Origin of the sequence: Pseudomonas sp. A2 (assembly GCF_023100865.1) — a bacterium.
In the GTDB taxonomy this organism is placed as follows: domain Bacteria; phylum Pseudomonadota; class Gammaproteobacteria; order Pseudomonadales; family Pseudomonadaceae; genus Aquipseudomonas; species Aquipseudomonas asiatica.
The window spans coordinates 1,747,485-1,760,984 of sequence record NZ_CP039127.1 but is presented as its reverse complement, the minus strand read 5'-3'; the positions used below and the strand labels follow the sequence as shown (position 1 = coordinate 1,760,984).

Below are 13,500 nucleotides of genomic sequence, written 5' to 3'. Positions count from 1 at the left end.
GCTGTAGTGCTCATCGGTTCTGCAGAACATCTAACGCAGCGTCCAACGCCGTAATCGATTCGACAATGACTCTCACTAAGGAGCGGTCGAACTCGTGGTCTCGCTGGGAATCGTGGACACCGCTGTTGAGACACCCCCATTCAATGCTTCCTGCACCAACACCAAGCAGCCGGGTCAAAGCGACAACGACGTCTGGCGCGCCAGCATGCTGCGCGGAGATGCGATCGACGGCTGATCTCAACTTTGCGCATTTGTTGTTCAATTCCCAGGGGGAGCGTGGCCCGCCTAGCTTGAGTTCGATGCGCCCATCTGCTCGCCGGCCCAGCCAAGTCCAGAGACGGTCAGTCAGACTCTCCAGCGCGGGCCGCGCCTGGCGCAGCGCCTCACGCTTCTCATCGGCTGCCAACGCCTGCTGGGCCAACAGGACGTAGTTCTTCGTCGGTGGATCGCTGTCAACGCGCAGCTCATGCTCGCCCTGGTGCGGGAGGAACTTGTAGCGCTTGATGGACCCGGCCCGCCGGGCGCCCAATTCCTGCTGGATCCGGTGCAGAAACTCCTCGGCGTGTGAGGTGAGGATGACCTGCTTGCCGACGAGCAAGCCATCCTCGAAGAAGGTACGCCAGATTCCGTCACGATGGTCATCGTCGATCGCGTTGACGACGTCATCGAAAATGACCACGGGGCACCCCTGCGCGATGTTCTTCGCCAGCAGAATCGCCAGACCCAGGCACTTGATATGCCCTTCGCTGAAGACCACCAGCGCGTCATAGCGCACGCCAGGCTCACCGGTGAACTCTACTTCGATCTTGCCGTTTTCGGCGACAGGCAGCCACAACGCGTGCAAGAGGTCGCCAGGCGGATCAGCACGATTGAATGCGTTGTACAGATTGCGTGCCTGTTCTCCGAGGCCCTGGAGCAGCACGCCCGGCAATGCGGCCAAGTAGGCTTGGATTTCGGGCAAGAAGCCGTCGTAGGCGGCCTTGACCCGCAGGTGGTGCGCGACTACCGGCACTTCGGTTGCGACCGACTCGATCAACTCACGGTTCGCCTCGTCAAATTGGGCCACGGTCTGGCGGGCAGCGGCCATTTCTTGGTCGGCTGTCATGCGTATGGTCCGCAGCCGTTCGATCTCCAGCCGGTGCTGGTCCAGTGCGTCCCGCTCCCGGGCCAGCGCCCCGCGCAGGGCATGCGCTTCGCGGGCTTGCGCGTCGGCGCGCTCGATGATTTCCGTGACCTGCAGCAGAGCGTTCCAGGCACGCCGGTCGCCATCGACCCATGCGCCAAGCCAGGCGCCTGTCGAGGTAGGCGGCAATGGAGGCAGGCCTGCTGCCTGCAACTGTGCAGGACAAGCGTTTGCGCCAACCGCGACTACCCGACGCATCTCGTCCCACAGCGCCCGCACCGCCTCGCTCAACTGCGTCCGTAGGCCGGCTTCCTGCTGCTGGAGGGTGGCCAACTGCGCGAGCTGCTCCAGGCCCGTGCGGGCCTTGGCGAAAGGATCCTGTGCGACAGCAGCCAATCCGGTTCCGCATGCGGGACAGGTGGTCGCCCCGTCAGTCAAGGCCAGCACAGCCTCGTAGAGCTTAGCGTACGACACTTCCCCAGCACGCGCCGAAAGCTGTCCGGTGGCCGCCTGCCACAGGCCTTGAAGGTGATAAGCCTCATCCAGCAGCGTCTGCAGCCGCGCTTGGCTCACCTCATGAACGGCAGGTGGGACGGCAACCAGTTGCGCCTGGACGTACGGCAGCCGCCCTTGCTGCTCCGGTGTGCCGAGCAGCCAGTCAACGCAAGCCTGGTACGTCGCGCCGGGCGACATTCGTTGCGCCAGCGCTTGCTCGGAGTTCTCCACCGCCGCGATCTTTTGCGGATAAGCAGCGATCGTCTGTTCAGAGTTCGCCAACTGCAAGCGCCGCTGCGCGAGTTGAGTAGCCTGGGCGCCGACGAGCATCAGGTCTTGGTCGAGCGCGGGATTGAAGCCGCGCACGAAGTCGCTGAACTGATCCACGCCAAACAAGGTAGCGATGAGCTGCCGCTGATCGCCCGGAGTACGCGCCGCGATGCGGGCGAAGTCATCGAGGCGGTTCTTTTCGATGAAGCAGAAGCGGTACTCCGCTTCGTTGGGCTGCACAGCCTGGGCCTGGTCTGGTGCTCCGGAAGACAGGACGGGCGCGACATGGCGACGCAACCGGGCATTGTTGCAGTATGTCCGTTGGTCGACCCGCTTGACTTGGGCCTCGCTGATGGAGCCGAGCATCGCCACTTCCAGCGCCTCGCAGAAGCTGCTCTTGCCGGTACCGTTGGCGCCATAGACCAAAGTGATGTCGTGGCTGAGGTCGAATGTCTCTTGCCGCATGAATCCGCGAAACGGTCCCACCTCAAGCTGGCGCAGGCGCCCCAGCGCCGGCCCGACTTCGGGTCCGTGGCCATCTCCCTGGTACGCGACCGGCATCTGCGCCAAATGGGCGACGGCCAGTGGCGCCATGCGGGTGGAGCGTCCACGGCGCGCTGCACCAACTTCAGCCAGAGGTTGCAGGTGATCAAGCACCAGATGCGCGAGCCGGCACACGTCGTCATGCACCTGGCGTTGCGCCAAGTGCGCCAAGAAGCGGTGGTACTCCGAATGAATGCTTGCCATGCAGCCCCCTCTACACAGGAAGACGCTTCGATGGCGTCCTTGATGATGTTGATCGGTCGCCAGCGCAGTAGGCACAGGCGGGTCATGCTTCCATTCGCTATTACGGTTTGTGGAAGTTCTCAGCAAAATAGTCGATGACCTGCCCCGCTTGGGATCCCTGACGGAAACGCTTTTGCTCCTCGAAGTCGATCGAGGGCAGCATATGGATCAGTTGATGATCGGCGTACAGCGCCATGACCTTCTCGGCATCCAGTACCCCGGCGCGTTGTCCGGTAAGCGTATTCGCCGCTTCGATGGCCGCGCCGATCATCACGTCCGCCACTTGCACTGCAGGACTGTGCTTTGAATCGATCTGAGTCACGGACTGAAGCTTGAGCGGAAAGGTGATGCTGGCGATCTCCGATTGACGAAACGTGATCGGTTTCTCATGGCGGATGTACCGCTGCAGCAGGTCGTGATAAGTGAGCAGGTTCTTGGACTGATCGTGCTCGACCCGATACGGGCCGTCAGCCATGATTTCCATCCGACTGACCAGGGACTGCAGCACCACGAAAGCAGCATCGGTGTTGACGCCCGGCGTGACGATCGCCTTCAGGCATTCAGGGGCAGCGAACTGCGCAAGCGGGCCAAGCGCTTCCGGCAGTTCCCACCAGCGCGATGCGCACGCCGCATCGATCAGGTTCCCAAGCGCCTCCGAGCTCTTTTCCTTCACCGCGCGCTGGAAGCTGACCAACAGCCGGTCGAGCGCGCCTTTGCCGAGGAGCGTCGGTCCAACCGTATACAGCAGCGACGCAAGCGAGTAGTTCTGCCCGTCTTCGTAGAAGTCCATGCCGCGCTCGTAGTAGAACGGCTCGACCGCGTAGTCCAGGAACATCAGCAGCAACAGGTAGCGCTTGTCGCAGACGTAGGTCACGCACTTGTGGTCGGTTAGCAAGTCGCGCTGCAGCGCCATCAGACGGGGGTGATTGGCTGGGCGCCGAGCCAACGCCCGGTACTTGAGTTCGTCCGCCTGAAGCTTGGGAAAGTGCTCCCGGATCAGGCGCCCGGCCTCGTCATCCTCAATGGCGATGGCCGTCGCTCCTTGGAACCGCTGCTCAGGGTTCATCAGGTCAAAGCCGGTATAACCACTTTCATCGATCCGGAAGCATTCCATTCAACTCTTCCCCTGGACAATGGACACTCCGATCCTGTCGGCCAATTCGAGCACGGCATCGTAGGCACCGACGTCGTTGTGCGAAGGCTCAGACGCGGCCGAGGATGGTTCACTAGGTGGCTCGCCATCGGCGGGCAGATTGGCGCATCGCTTAGTCATGGGTCATTTCAAGAATTTCATCCACAGCGGCCGCAATGACACGGTCCGGTGCCGAAGCGAGTAGATCCTGGGGACGATTTCCACCCAGGAAGCTGTTTTCGGAGCGGAACCAATAAGCCATGCCCCAGCCGTCTTTGTGTCCTTCGAAGGTTTCAATCACTTTGGCCAGCGATTTCAGTGGACGGAAACCAGCGTCACGATCCAGCCCGTAGTCCGGAAAGTAATCGATGCCACCGTGGTTGATAGCGAAGATTTGGCGTTGCTTCTTCCACTTATTGGGCTGAGCGCTCGGGTTCCGGGTGCTCAGTTCCGCGAGTTGTGCGATGTTCGCGGCGGTCAACCAGTCTCCACTTTCCAACACCGCCTTACGCGCCTGCACCAGCAGGCTCGCTTCCTTGAGCAGCCGGGGCGACAGCGGATTGCGCGGCACGAGCATTTCTGCCAGCCGTTCGAGCGATTCGCGGTCCTGACGTTCAAGCAGCACCTCGAACATGGATGAAGCGACGTTGGTGAAGTTTTCCGCCAATGCCGCGAAAACACTGGGCTTGATGTGGTCGAACGCCACCACCAGCACGTGGTCAGCCTGCGACCGAGCGAGTTGAGCCTGAATCTCTTTGGGCGTACCCACAAGGGTCGACACGCCGAGACGGTCTGCAACGACGCTCATGACTGACTCCTCAAATGGGTTATTTACGCTATTTGATATTACTATATCGACCATAACCTTCAATGCCCAGACACTTCGGATTCTTGGGACCTAAGGAGCACACCGTGCACCCCACCACGCTTTATGTAGTCGGCAATGGATTCGACCTGTGGCACGGCATTCCATCGGGCCTCGGACAGTTCAAGGAGTATGTCCTGGCCACAGACCGGGACATTCATCGCGAGGTCGAGGACTACCTTCCAGCCGGAGACGACTGGTGCGACTTGGAATTAGCCCTGGCTGAACTGGATGCCGATATGCTGGTCGACAACTTGGGGCACTTCATGGGGGCCTATGGTGCCGAGGACTGGAGTGATTCAGGGCACCACGACTTTCAGTACGAGGTGGGGAACGTCGTCGAGCGACTGTCCAAGGGGCTTCGGACGCGCTTTGCCGAATGGATCCGAGACTTGCCCATCCCGACACACGACACCGCCCCGCGACGGCTTGCGACGCTGGATCCACAGGCGCTGTTCCTGACCTTCAACTACACGAGCACGTTGGACACTCTCTATGGCATCGATCTGGCACGTGTTCTGCACATCCACGGCCGATCCGATGCGGCAGACGATGAGTTGGTCTTGGGCCACGCCTGGAATCCCCAATCCCGCCCCTCGCTCAACGACCGTCCGGATATCGAGGAGATCGATACCCGGGTGGCTGAAGCCAACGACATCATCGACGACTACTTCTCAGCCACCTTCAAGCGTTCCGAGGAACTGATCGCCCAGCATAGGACGTTTTTTCAGGCGTTGGGAGCCATCCAGAAGGTCGTCGTGCTTGGCCACTCTCTGTCCCCCGTGGATGCGATCTACTTCCAGGCGCTCCTTCAGCAGCCCAGCGTTGCCGCGGCGCGATGGACAGTCGCATGCCGCAGCAAACAAGAGTGGCCTGATAAGGAACAACGGCTCGTCGCCCTGGGTTTGTGGCCGGGTGCTGGACAGCCATCTTCTTGGGACGCACTGTAGAACAAAGCGTCGTTCGCTCCTGTATTTGCGGATCGCTGCGCACCTAATCCGGTCGGCCCCAGTTCCTATTGTTTGTGGCCTAAAGCAGCCCTGATCTCCACGATCAAGCCATTGCTGATTTCACAGGAATGGCGCGATGTTGGCTCCGATCTGGCTGCGCGCCGCGCATCGCGGCGTGCCCACTTTTCTCGTGACGGCCCTCCTGCTGGGCCAGTCCCCGATGGCGTTGGCCGAGCCCCCCACGCAGCGCCAGGAACTGGTCGCGGCGCTGCGCCAGCTCGACGCGCTGGAGCGCACCGTCGCCGACAGCGCCGCGCATGCCCCCATCCAGCCGGGAGAGCGCTACCACTTCGATTACCCGCGGCTGCTGGCTGACCTAGCGCGCGTGCGCGCCGGTATCCAGGCCCACCTCTCACCTTCGCGTGCCCAGCCGCGCGACCCCTCCGAACTGGCCGGCGACTACCGCACTGAGCGGGCCGTCGAGCCATCGCCGACGACCGCGGAGGTCAAGCCATGAACGGCGCCCAGGTCTCGGCATTTCAAGCCAACAGCGGCATCGCGCCTTCCGCGATGGCGACCGTCTTGGTCGGCGTCGTGTTCGCGGTCCTGCTCGTCTGGGGCGTCTGGGCCATCCGAACGGCCTACGTGGGGTGGTCCGAGAGCCACCTCAACCAGCGCCAGTTCCTCGGCGTCTGCATCCGCTTCGTCGCGATGTACCTCGTCCTGAGTTTCTTCCTCCTCTCCTGACCTGAAAGGCCTGACCATGCAAAACCGCATCCTCACTTCCCGTTTTGTCCAGCGCGCCACCGTGGCTCTGGGCGCCGCCGCGCTGCCCGCGCTGTCGTTCGCGCAGGGGTTGCCGCAACTGGAGAACCCGACCCGCGGCACGGGCAACGGCATCATGGAAACGATCAGGAACTACGGCTACGACATCATCATGCTCGTGGCCCTGCTGGTTGTGGCGTCGATGTTCATTGGCGTGTGCTACCACGCCTACGGCACCTACGCGGAAATCCACACTGGTCGCAAAACCTGGGGCCAATTCGGCCTCACGGTCGCCATCGGCGCGGTGCTGCTCGTGATCGGCATCTGGCTGCTCACCGAAGCCACCGGCATCCTGTAAGGCGAGGCCGGTATGTCCGAGCAGCAGCACGTCCGTGCTGACGGGACGGTCACGTTCCTTCCGCACCGGCTCAACCGCCATCCCGTTGTCGTGCGCGGCCTCACCGCCGACGAGCTGTGGATCTGCTGCGGCCTGTCCGGCGCCGCCGGCCTGCTGGTCGGTGCGCCGCTGTCCTGGGTGTTCCGCACGATCGCGCTCGCGCCCACGTTCGTCGTGCTGGGCGTGGCCTTCGGCGTGTTCATCGGGGGCGGCATCCTGCGTCGCCTCAAGCGTGGGCGTCCCGACACCTGGCTGTATCGGCAACTCCAGTGGCGCATCGCCACGCGCTATCCGCTGGTGGCGGGCTGGGTGGGCGGCCATGTGCTGATCTCACGCTCCGGCTTCTGGACCACCCGAAGGTCTGCTGCAAGGGGGGCACGATGAGCCGCTTCAAGAACGAGATCACCCATCTGCAGGCGCACATCAAGACGCTTCGCCTGGGTGCTGGCGCGCTGGTCATCGTCGCCCTGGTCATGGGCGGCGGCTGGTGGAGCGCTCCGCGCGACCTGACCATCCACGTCCCGCCTGATCTGCGCTCCGGCAGTACCCGCAAGTGGTGGGAAGTGCCGCCCGAATCGGTCTATGCGTTCACGTTCTACGTGTTTCAGACCCTCAACCGCTGGCCGACGAATGGCGAAGAGGACTATGCGCGTAATCTCCACACGCTCTCGCCGTACCTCACCCCATCCTGCCAGGCCTTCCTGCGGGCGGACTACGACTATCGCCGCTCCACGGGCGAGCTGCGTCAGCGCGTGCGCGGCATCTACGAAATCCCCGGTCGCGGCTACGGTGACGACCCCACGGCGCGCGTGCGCGTGGTGTCCGACCGCGACTGGGTGGTGACGCTGGACATCACCGCAGACGAGTACTACGGGGCGGAACAAGTCAAGCGGGCTTTGGTGCGCTACCCCGTGAAAGTCACGCGGGTGGACATCGATCCCGCTCGCAATCCGTTTGGCCTGGCGCTCGACTGCTACGAGGGTGCGCCCCAGCGCATCAGCACACCGGAGCCGTCGCGCCCGGCACCTGGCGGCCTGTCTCCGCAAGCGCCTCAAGGAGAAACCCCATGAAGCACCTTGTACTCGCACTGCTGGGGCTGCTGGCCGTCGCCTCGGCTCCTTTTGCCCAGGCCGTGGAGATCCTTCGCTGGGAACGCATGCCCCTGGCCGTGCCCCTGCGTGTCGGGCAGGAGCGCGTCGTGTTTATCAACCGGAACGTCCGCGTGGGCGTGCCCGCGGGCGTCGGCGAGCGCTTGCGGGTGCAGAGTGCGGGCGGCGCGGTGTACCTGCGCGCGAGCGGGCCGATCGAGCCCACACGGCTGCAATTGCAGGATGCCGACACGGGCGCGCTGATTCTGCTCGATATCGCGGCCGAGCCGGCCAAGGACGGCGAAGCCGAGTTGGAGCCGGTGCGCATCGTCGAGGGCGACAGCGCCCCGACGCGCTATGGCGATCAAGCCGACGGAGCAGACGACGCCCCGGCGCGCGCCCAGGACCAGGCAGGCGCGCGGGCAGCGCGGCGTGAAACCCCGGTTCCGGTCGTGCTGACGCGCTTCGCCGCGCAGAACCTCTACGCACCGCTGCGCACCGTGGAGCCGCTGCCGGGCGTCATGCGGGTGAACCTGCGCCGCGATCTCGACCTCGGCACGCTGGTGCCGACGCTGCCGGTGCGCGCAGTTGCGCTCGCCTCGTGGCGTCTGGAAGACCAGTGGGTCACAGCCGTGCGCCTCACCAATAGCAGCGGCGGCTGGATCACCCTGGACCCGCGCGTGTTGCAGGGCGATTTCCTCACCGCCACCTTCCAGCACGAAGCACTCGGCCCGCGCGGGACGCCAGAGGACACGACCGTCCTGTACTTGGTGACGCGGGGGCACGGCCTCGCGCAATCGCTGCTGCCGGCGATCAACCGCTTCGACCCAGCCGTGCATCTGCCGCAGCCCGAAGCCGAGGCCACCGACGACAAGGAGGCCCGCCATGCGCAGTAACGGACTCCTGAAGTGGTTAATGATCCCCGTGGCCCTGCTGGTGCTGTTCGTCGCCATCCGGCTGTTTTCGGGTGGAGGCTCGTCGGCGCCGCCCGCTGCGGATGCCGGCGCCAAGCTCACGCCGGAGGAGATGAAGGCGCTGGGCATCGAGGGCGATACCCCCCGCGATACCGTGGCGACGCTCGTGGCGCAAGTGAAGCAGTTGCGCACCGAACTGCAGACGGCGCTGTCCGACAACAAGTCCCAGCGCGAAGAGAACCAGCGCCTGCGCCAACGCGAGAACTCGATCGACCAGCGCATCAATTCGGCGCTGGAGACCGAGCGCTCCAACCTGCGCCGCGACCAGCAGCAGGCAGCCAGCGAACGCCAGCAGACCGAGGGACTGCTCGCCGACCTGCAGCGGCGCCTGGAAGGCATCGGCGGGCGCGGCGGCGGCCACGCCGATCTACCCGTGGGCCTGGGGCTGCGTAACGGCGACGAGGCAGGCATGGAAGGCGGCGTGCGCTGGGTCGAGCCGGACGACGCGAAGCCCGCTGATGGGCGTAACGGCAGTCGCGGCACGGGTGGCGGCATGAGCTTTCCGACGAGCTTCGGCCCCGCGCAGAGCACGCTGGAAACCACGGCACAAACCGTGGCGAACGCGGGCGCCCGCGCCGCAGGCGTCAAGAGCGCCAAGCCGGTCTATACGGTGCCGACCAACTCGACGCTGATGGGATCGGTGGCAATGACGGCGCTGATCGGCCGCGTGCCGATCGACGGTACGGTCAACGATCCGTATCCGTTCAAAGTCCTGGTCGGTCCCGACAATCTCACGGCAAACGGTATCGACATTCCCGACGTGGCGGGCGCCGTGTTTTCCGGCACGGCCTCGGGCGACTGGACGCTCTCTTGCGTGCGCGGCCAGGTGCGCAGCATCACCTTTGTGTTCCATGACGGGACCATTCGGACGATTCCCGAAGACCGCGACGGCAACCAGCAGAACAACCAGCAGCAGAACTCTCAAAGTGGGGGCCTGGGCTGGATCAGCGATCCCTATGGCATTCCCTGCGTCAGCGGAGAGCGGCGCAGCAACGCCCAGCAGTACCTCGGTTCGCAGGCGCTGATCACCGCGGCGGGTGCTGGCGTGGCCTCGCTCATCGACAGCGACAGCGGTCAGATGTCCTACGTGGGCGCAGACGGTTCCATCGGCAGCGTCGGCATTTCCAGCAACGAGGCCGTAGGTCGCATCCTGGCCGGTGGCGTGCGCGACATGGCCGATTGGGTGAACAAGTTGTACGGCCAGGCCTTCGCCGCCGTCTATGTCCAACCCGGCGCAAAGGTCGCCGTCCACCTCGAAAAGCCGCTCGCCATCGATTTCGATCCCGAAGGTCGCAAGGTCGATCACCGTGCAGGAGAAAGCCATGCTCTCGAACTTGAATAAGGGCCTGGCGCTGGCCCTTGCCGTCGCGGTGCTCGGCGGCTGCGCCACCAGCAAGGAAAAGCTGCTGCCCCACGGCGACAGCACGATGATGGACATCTGGCAGCAGAACGCCGGTGACGGCGGCGGTGGCGCCGGCCAGGTGGCACGCAGGCAATTGCTCGACGCGCGCCAGAGCCTGCGCCGGCCGCTGACCGAGATGGATGTACAGGCCGCGCCCGCCGAGCAGATGCGCTACACGCGCACAGCGCGCAACGAGGTCTATCGCCAGTTCCAGCGCCTGCCGAATCCCGACCTGGTGATGTACGTGTACCCGCACCTGGCAGGCACGGACCCGGTGCCCGTGCCGGGCTATACGACGGTTTTTCCCTTGTACCAGCGCGTGCAGTACGCCATGCCGGGCGAGCGCGTGGAGGACTACTGATGCGCTGGAAACTCCCCTGGCACAAGTCGGCCGCGCCGAAGCTGGCCGCATCCGGCGCAGGCGATGACGAGCGGCCGGAGGGCTGGCAACGCCACGTCGAGGCCTTGCGCCAGGCCGGCATCCCAGAACCCGGCACGGCGGTCCATGGCCGCAGGCCGGCGACCGTGGCCGACGAGCAGGCGCTGTACGACGTCGCGCCGTCGTTCGCGGAATTCCTGCCCTGGGTGGAGTTCCTGCCCGATTCGAAGTCCATGCTGCTGGAAGACGGGCAATCGGTCGCGGCATTCTACGAGCTGGTGCCGCTGGGCACCGAGGGCCGGGAACCCGGCTGGCTCGCGCATGCCCGCGACGCCTTGGAGAACGCGCTCCAGGACTCGTTCGATGAACTGGACGAGAACCCCTGGGTACTCCAGCTCTACGCCCAGGACGAACCCAGCTTCGACCAGTACATGCAGACCCTGCGCGACTACGTGCAGCCGCGCGCCCGCAATACGGCTTTCACCGAGTTCTACCTTCGCTTCTTCGGACACCACCTGCGCGCGGTAGCGAAGCCGGGCGGGCTGTTCGAGGACACGGTGGTCACGCGGCTGCGTTGGCGCGGCCAGACGCGGCGCGTGCGCATGGTCGTCTATCGCCGGGCCACCGGGCAGGCGAGCCGCCGCGGCCAGACGCCCGAGCAGATGCTGAACATCGTCTGTGATCGCCTGTGTGGCGGGCTGGCGAACGCCGGCATCCAGGCCCGGCGCATGGTCGCGGCCGACGTCCATGACTGGCTACTGCGGTGGTTTAACCCGCGTCCCACGCTGCTCGGCCCTGGGGTCGAGGACCGCGAACGCTTCTATGCGCTGGCACGCTACCCCGACGAGACAGAAGACGGTGAGATCGAGCTGGCGAGCGGACGGGATTTCAGCCAGCGGCTTTTCTTCAGCCAGCCACGTTCGGACGCGGAGCACGGCACCTGGCACTTCGACGGCATGCCGCATCGTGTGCTGGTCACTGACCGGCTGCGCATGCCGCCCGGCACGGGGCATTTGACTGGCGAAACTCGCAAAGGCGATGCGATCAATACGCTGTTCGATCAGATGCCCGAGGACACGACGATGTGTCTGACCATGGTGGCGACCCCCCAGGACATCCTCGAATCGCACCTGAACCACCTGGCGAAGAAGGCAGTCGGCGAAACACTGGCATCGGAACAGACGCTCAAGGATGTGCAGGAGGCCCGCTCGCTGATCGGCAGCGCGCACAAGCTGTACCGGGGAACACTGGCGTTCTATTTGCGCGGCCGGGATGAAGCCGAACTGGACCGGCGCGGCCTTGATCTGGCGAACGTGATGCTTAACGCCGGTTTGCAGCCCGTGCGCGAGGACGATGAAGTCGCGCCTTTGAACAGTTATCTGCGCTGGCTGCCGTGCTGCTACAACCCGAGCCAGGATCGACGGAACTGGTTCACCCAACTGATGTTCGCCCAGCACGTGGCGAACCTCTCACCGGCCTGGGGCCGCAGCCAGGGCACGGGCCATCCGGGTAATACGTTCTTCAATCGAGGCGGCGGGCCGATCACCTTTGACCCGCTCAACCGCCTGGATCGGCAGATGAACGCGCACCTGTTCCTGTTCGGCCCCACCGGCTCCGGCAAAAGCGCAACGCTCAACAACCTCTTGAACCAGGTCACGGCCATCTACCGGCCGCGCCTCTTCATCGTGGAAGCCGGCAACAGCTTCGGCTTGTTCAGCGATTTCGCCAAGCGCCTGGGCCTGACTGTGAACCGGGTCAAGCTGGCCCCAGGCTCGGGCATCAGCCTGGCGCCGTTCGCCGACGCGCGTCGGCTGATCGAAACGCCGAGCGACGTGCAGACGCTGGATGCCGATGTGCTGGACGAGGACATGCCACCCGATGCATCGGCCATGGAAGCGGACGAGCAGCGCGACGTACTCGGCGAGTTGGAAATCACCGCACGGCTGATGATCACCGGCGGCGAGGATAAAGAAGAGGCCCGGATGACGCGGGCCGATCGCTCGCTCATCCGCCAGTGCATCCTCGACGCCGCCGAGCATTGCGTGGCCGAGAAGCGCACGGTGCTCACGCGCGACGTGCGCAACGCGCTGCGCGAGCGCGGCCAGGACCCAACGCTGCCAGAGATGCGGCGCGTGCGGCTGCTGGAGATGGCAGATGCCATGGACATGTTCTGTCAAGGCACCGATGGCGAAATGTTCGACCGCGACGGCACGCCGTGGCCCGAGGCCGACATCACCCTGGTCGATCTGGCGACCTATGCCCGCGAAGGCTACAACGCGCAGCTTTCCATCGCCTACATCAGCCTGATCAGCACGGTGAACAACATCGCCGAGCGCGACCAGTACCTGGGCCGCCCGATCATCAACGTGACCGATGAAGGGCACATCATCACCAAGAACCCGCTGCTCGCGCCCTACGTCGTGAAGATCACGAAGATGTGGCGCAAGTTGGGTGCCTGGTTTTGGCTCGCGACGCAGAATATCGACGATCTGCCGCGCGCCGCGGAACCCATGCTCAACATGATCGAGTGGTGGATCTGCCTGTCGATGCCGCCGGACGAGGTAGAGAAGATCGCCCGGTTCCGCGAACTCTCGCCCGCGCAGAAAGCGCTGATGCTTTCGGCGCGCAAAGAGGCGGGGAAATTCACCGAGGGCGTCATCCTCTCCAAGAGCATGGAAGTGCTGTTCCGCGCCGTGCCGCCGAGCCTGTACCTCGCGCTCGCGCAAACCGAACCCGAAGAGAAGGCAGAGCGCTACCAGCTCATGCAGCAATACGGCTGCACCGAGCTGGAAGCAGCTTTCAAGGTCGCCGAGAAGATCGACCAGGCACGCGGCATCGAGTCGCCGGCCTTGGAACTGTCGTAAGCCGGAGAAC

13 protein-coding genes are annotated in these 13,500 nt (G+C 64.4%); 10 read left to right on the top strand and 3 right to left on the bottom strand.

What is annotated here, in order from left to right; genetic code table 11:
- Positions 1–10: 10 nt before the first annotated feature.
- The 3 genes from E5221_RS08260 to E5221_RS08250 all read right to left on the bottom strand — a co-directional run bounded on the left by E5221_RS08260 (position 11) and on the right by E5221_RS08250 (position 4,614).
- Positions 11–2,635, bottom strand: a complete 2,625-nt coding sequence (locus E5221_RS08260) for an ATP-binding protein (RefSeq protein WP_011871449.1) — start codon at positions 2,633–2,635, stop codon at positions 11–13.
- Between the two features lie 100 nt (positions 2,636–2,735).
- The gene (locus tag E5221_RS08255) at positions 2,736–3,788 is read right to left on the bottom strand and encodes a DUF3800 domain-containing protein (RefSeq protein ID WP_011871450.1); all 1,053 of its coding nucleotides are present in this window, start codon (positions 3,786–3,788) and stop codon (positions 2,736–2,738) included.
- Positions 3,789–3,939: 151 nt separating this feature from the next.
- Positions 3,940–4,614, bottom strand: a complete 675-nt coding sequence (locus E5221_RS08250) for a hypothetical protein (RefSeq protein WP_011871451.1) — start codon at positions 4,612–4,614, stop codon at positions 3,940–3,942.
- A gap of 104 nt (positions 4,615–4,718) precedes the next feature.
- Here E5221_RS08250 and E5221_RS08245 point away from each other — a divergent pair, with 104 nt between their 5' ends.
- The 10 genes from E5221_RS08245 to E5221_RS08200 all read left to right on the top strand — a co-directional run bounded on the left by E5221_RS08245 (position 4,719) and on the right by E5221_RS08200 (position 13,490).
- On the top strand, positions 4,719–5,621 hold the full coding sequence (locus tag E5221_RS08245; protein ID WP_017514686.1) for a bacteriophage abortive infection AbiH family protein: 903 nt from the start codon (positions 4,719–4,721) through the stop codon (positions 5,619–5,621).
- Positions 5,622–5,757: 136 nt separating this feature from the next.
- The gene (locus tag E5221_RS08240; RefSeq protein WP_009876602.1) at positions 5,758–6,138 is read left to right on the top strand and encodes an RAQPRD family integrative conjugative element protein; all 381 of its coding nucleotides are present in this window, start codon (positions 5,758–5,760) and stop codon (positions 6,136–6,138) included.
- Positions 6,135–6,368 carry a TIGR03758 family integrating conjugative element protein gene (locus E5221_RS08235; protein WP_009876603.1) on the top strand — a complete coding sequence of 78 codons (234 nt, stop codon included), beginning with the start codon at positions 6,135–6,137 and terminating at the stop codon, positions 6,366–6,368. Before E5221_RS08240 ends, E5221_RS08235 begins: the two co-directional genes overlap by 4 nt.
- Positions 6,369–6,384: 16 nt before the next feature.
- Positions 6,385–6,744: a TIGR03745 family integrating conjugative element membrane protein gene (locus E5221_RS08230; RefSeq protein WP_009876604.1), complete on the top strand. Its 360-nt coding sequence runs from the start codon at positions 6,385–6,387 to the stop codon at positions 6,742–6,744.
- A 12-nt stretch (positions 6,745–6,756) separates the two neighbouring features.
- A complete protein-coding gene (locus E5221_RS08225) occupies positions 6,757–7,167 on the top strand; it encodes a TIGR03750 family conjugal transfer protein (RefSeq protein ID WP_003158639.1) in 411 nt (136 codons plus the stop codon).
- Positions 7,164–7,853, top strand: a complete 690-nt coding sequence (locus E5221_RS08220) for a PFL_4703 family integrating conjugative element protein (protein WP_009876605.1) — start codon at positions 7,164–7,166, stop codon at positions 7,851–7,853. The genes E5221_RS08225 and E5221_RS08220 overlap by 4 nt, the downstream gene beginning before the upstream one ends.
- Entirely contained in the window at positions 7,850–8,767 is a 918-nt protein-coding gene (locus tag E5221_RS08215; RefSeq protein ID WP_099814793.1) for a TIGR03749 family integrating conjugative element protein, read from the top strand. Before E5221_RS08220 ends, E5221_RS08215 begins: the two co-directional genes overlap by 4 nt.
- A complete protein-coding gene (locus E5221_RS08210) occupies positions 8,757–10,187 on the top strand; it encodes a TIGR03752 family integrating conjugative element protein (RefSeq protein WP_011871453.1) in 1,431 nt (476 codons plus the stop codon). Before E5221_RS08215 ends, E5221_RS08210 begins: the two co-directional genes overlap by 11 nt.
- Entirely contained in the window at positions 10,168–10,608 is a 441-nt protein-coding gene (locus E5221_RS08205) for a TIGR03751 family conjugal transfer lipoprotein (RefSeq protein ID WP_003158644.1), read from the top strand. The genes E5221_RS08210 and E5221_RS08205 overlap by 20 nt, the downstream gene beginning before the upstream one ends.
- A complete protein-coding gene (locus E5221_RS08200; RefSeq protein WP_009876609.1) occupies positions 10,608–13,490 on the top strand; it encodes a conjugative transfer ATPase in 2,883 nt (960 codons plus the stop codon). The genes E5221_RS08205 and E5221_RS08200 overlap by 1 nt, the downstream gene beginning before the upstream one ends.
- Positions 13,491–13,500: the final 10 nt, after the last annotated feature.

Excerpts from the sequence above, each read along its gene's own strand:
- E5221_RS08260 (WP_011871449.1), bottom strand. The coding sequence starts at position 2,635 with ATGGCAAGCATTCATTCGGAGTACCACCGCTTCTTGGCGCACTTGGCG.
- E5221_RS08255 (WP_011871450.1), bottom strand. The coding sequence starts at position 3,788 with ATGGAATGCTTCCGGATCGATGAAAGTGGTTATACCGGCTTTGACCTG.
- E5221_RS08250 (WP_011871451.1), bottom strand. The coding sequence starts at position 4,614 with ATGAGCGTCGTTGCAGACCGTCTCGGCGTGTCGACCCTTGTGGGTACG.
- E5221_RS08240 (WP_009876602.1), top strand. The coding sequence starts at position 5,758 with ATGTTGGCTCCGATCTGGCTGCGCGCCGCGCATCGCGGCGTGCCCACT.
- E5221_RS08235 (WP_009876603.1), top strand. The coding sequence starts at position 6,135 with ATGAACGGCGCCCAGGTCTCGGCATTTCAAGCCAACAGCGGCATCGCG.
- E5221_RS08230 (WP_009876604.1), top strand. The coding sequence starts at position 6,385 with ATGCAAAACCGCATCCTCACTTCCCGTTTTGTCCAGCGCGCCACCGTG.
- E5221_RS08225 (WP_003158639.1), top strand. The coding sequence starts at position 6,757 with ATGTCCGAGCAGCAGCACGTCCGTGCTGACGGGACGGTCACGTTCCTT.
- E5221_RS08220 (WP_009876605.1), top strand. The coding sequence starts at position 7,164 with ATGAGCCGCTTCAAGAACGAGATCACCCATCTGCAGGCGCACATCAAG.
- E5221_RS08215 (WP_099814793.1), top strand. The coding sequence starts at position 7,850 with ATGAAGCACCTTGTACTCGCACTGCTGGGGCTGCTGGCCGTCGCCTCG.
- E5221_RS08210 (WP_011871453.1), top strand. The coding sequence starts at position 8,757 with ATGCGCAGTAACGGACTCCTGAAGTGGTTAATGATCCCCGTGGCCCTG.
- E5221_RS08205 (WP_003158644.1), top strand. The coding sequence starts at position 10,168 with ATGCTCTCGAACTTGAATAAGGGCCTGGCGCTGGCCCTTGCCGTCGCG.
- E5221_RS08200 (WP_009876609.1), top strand. The coding sequence starts at position 10,608 with ATGCGCTGGAAACTCCCCTGGCACAAGTCGGCCGCGCCGAAGCTGGCC.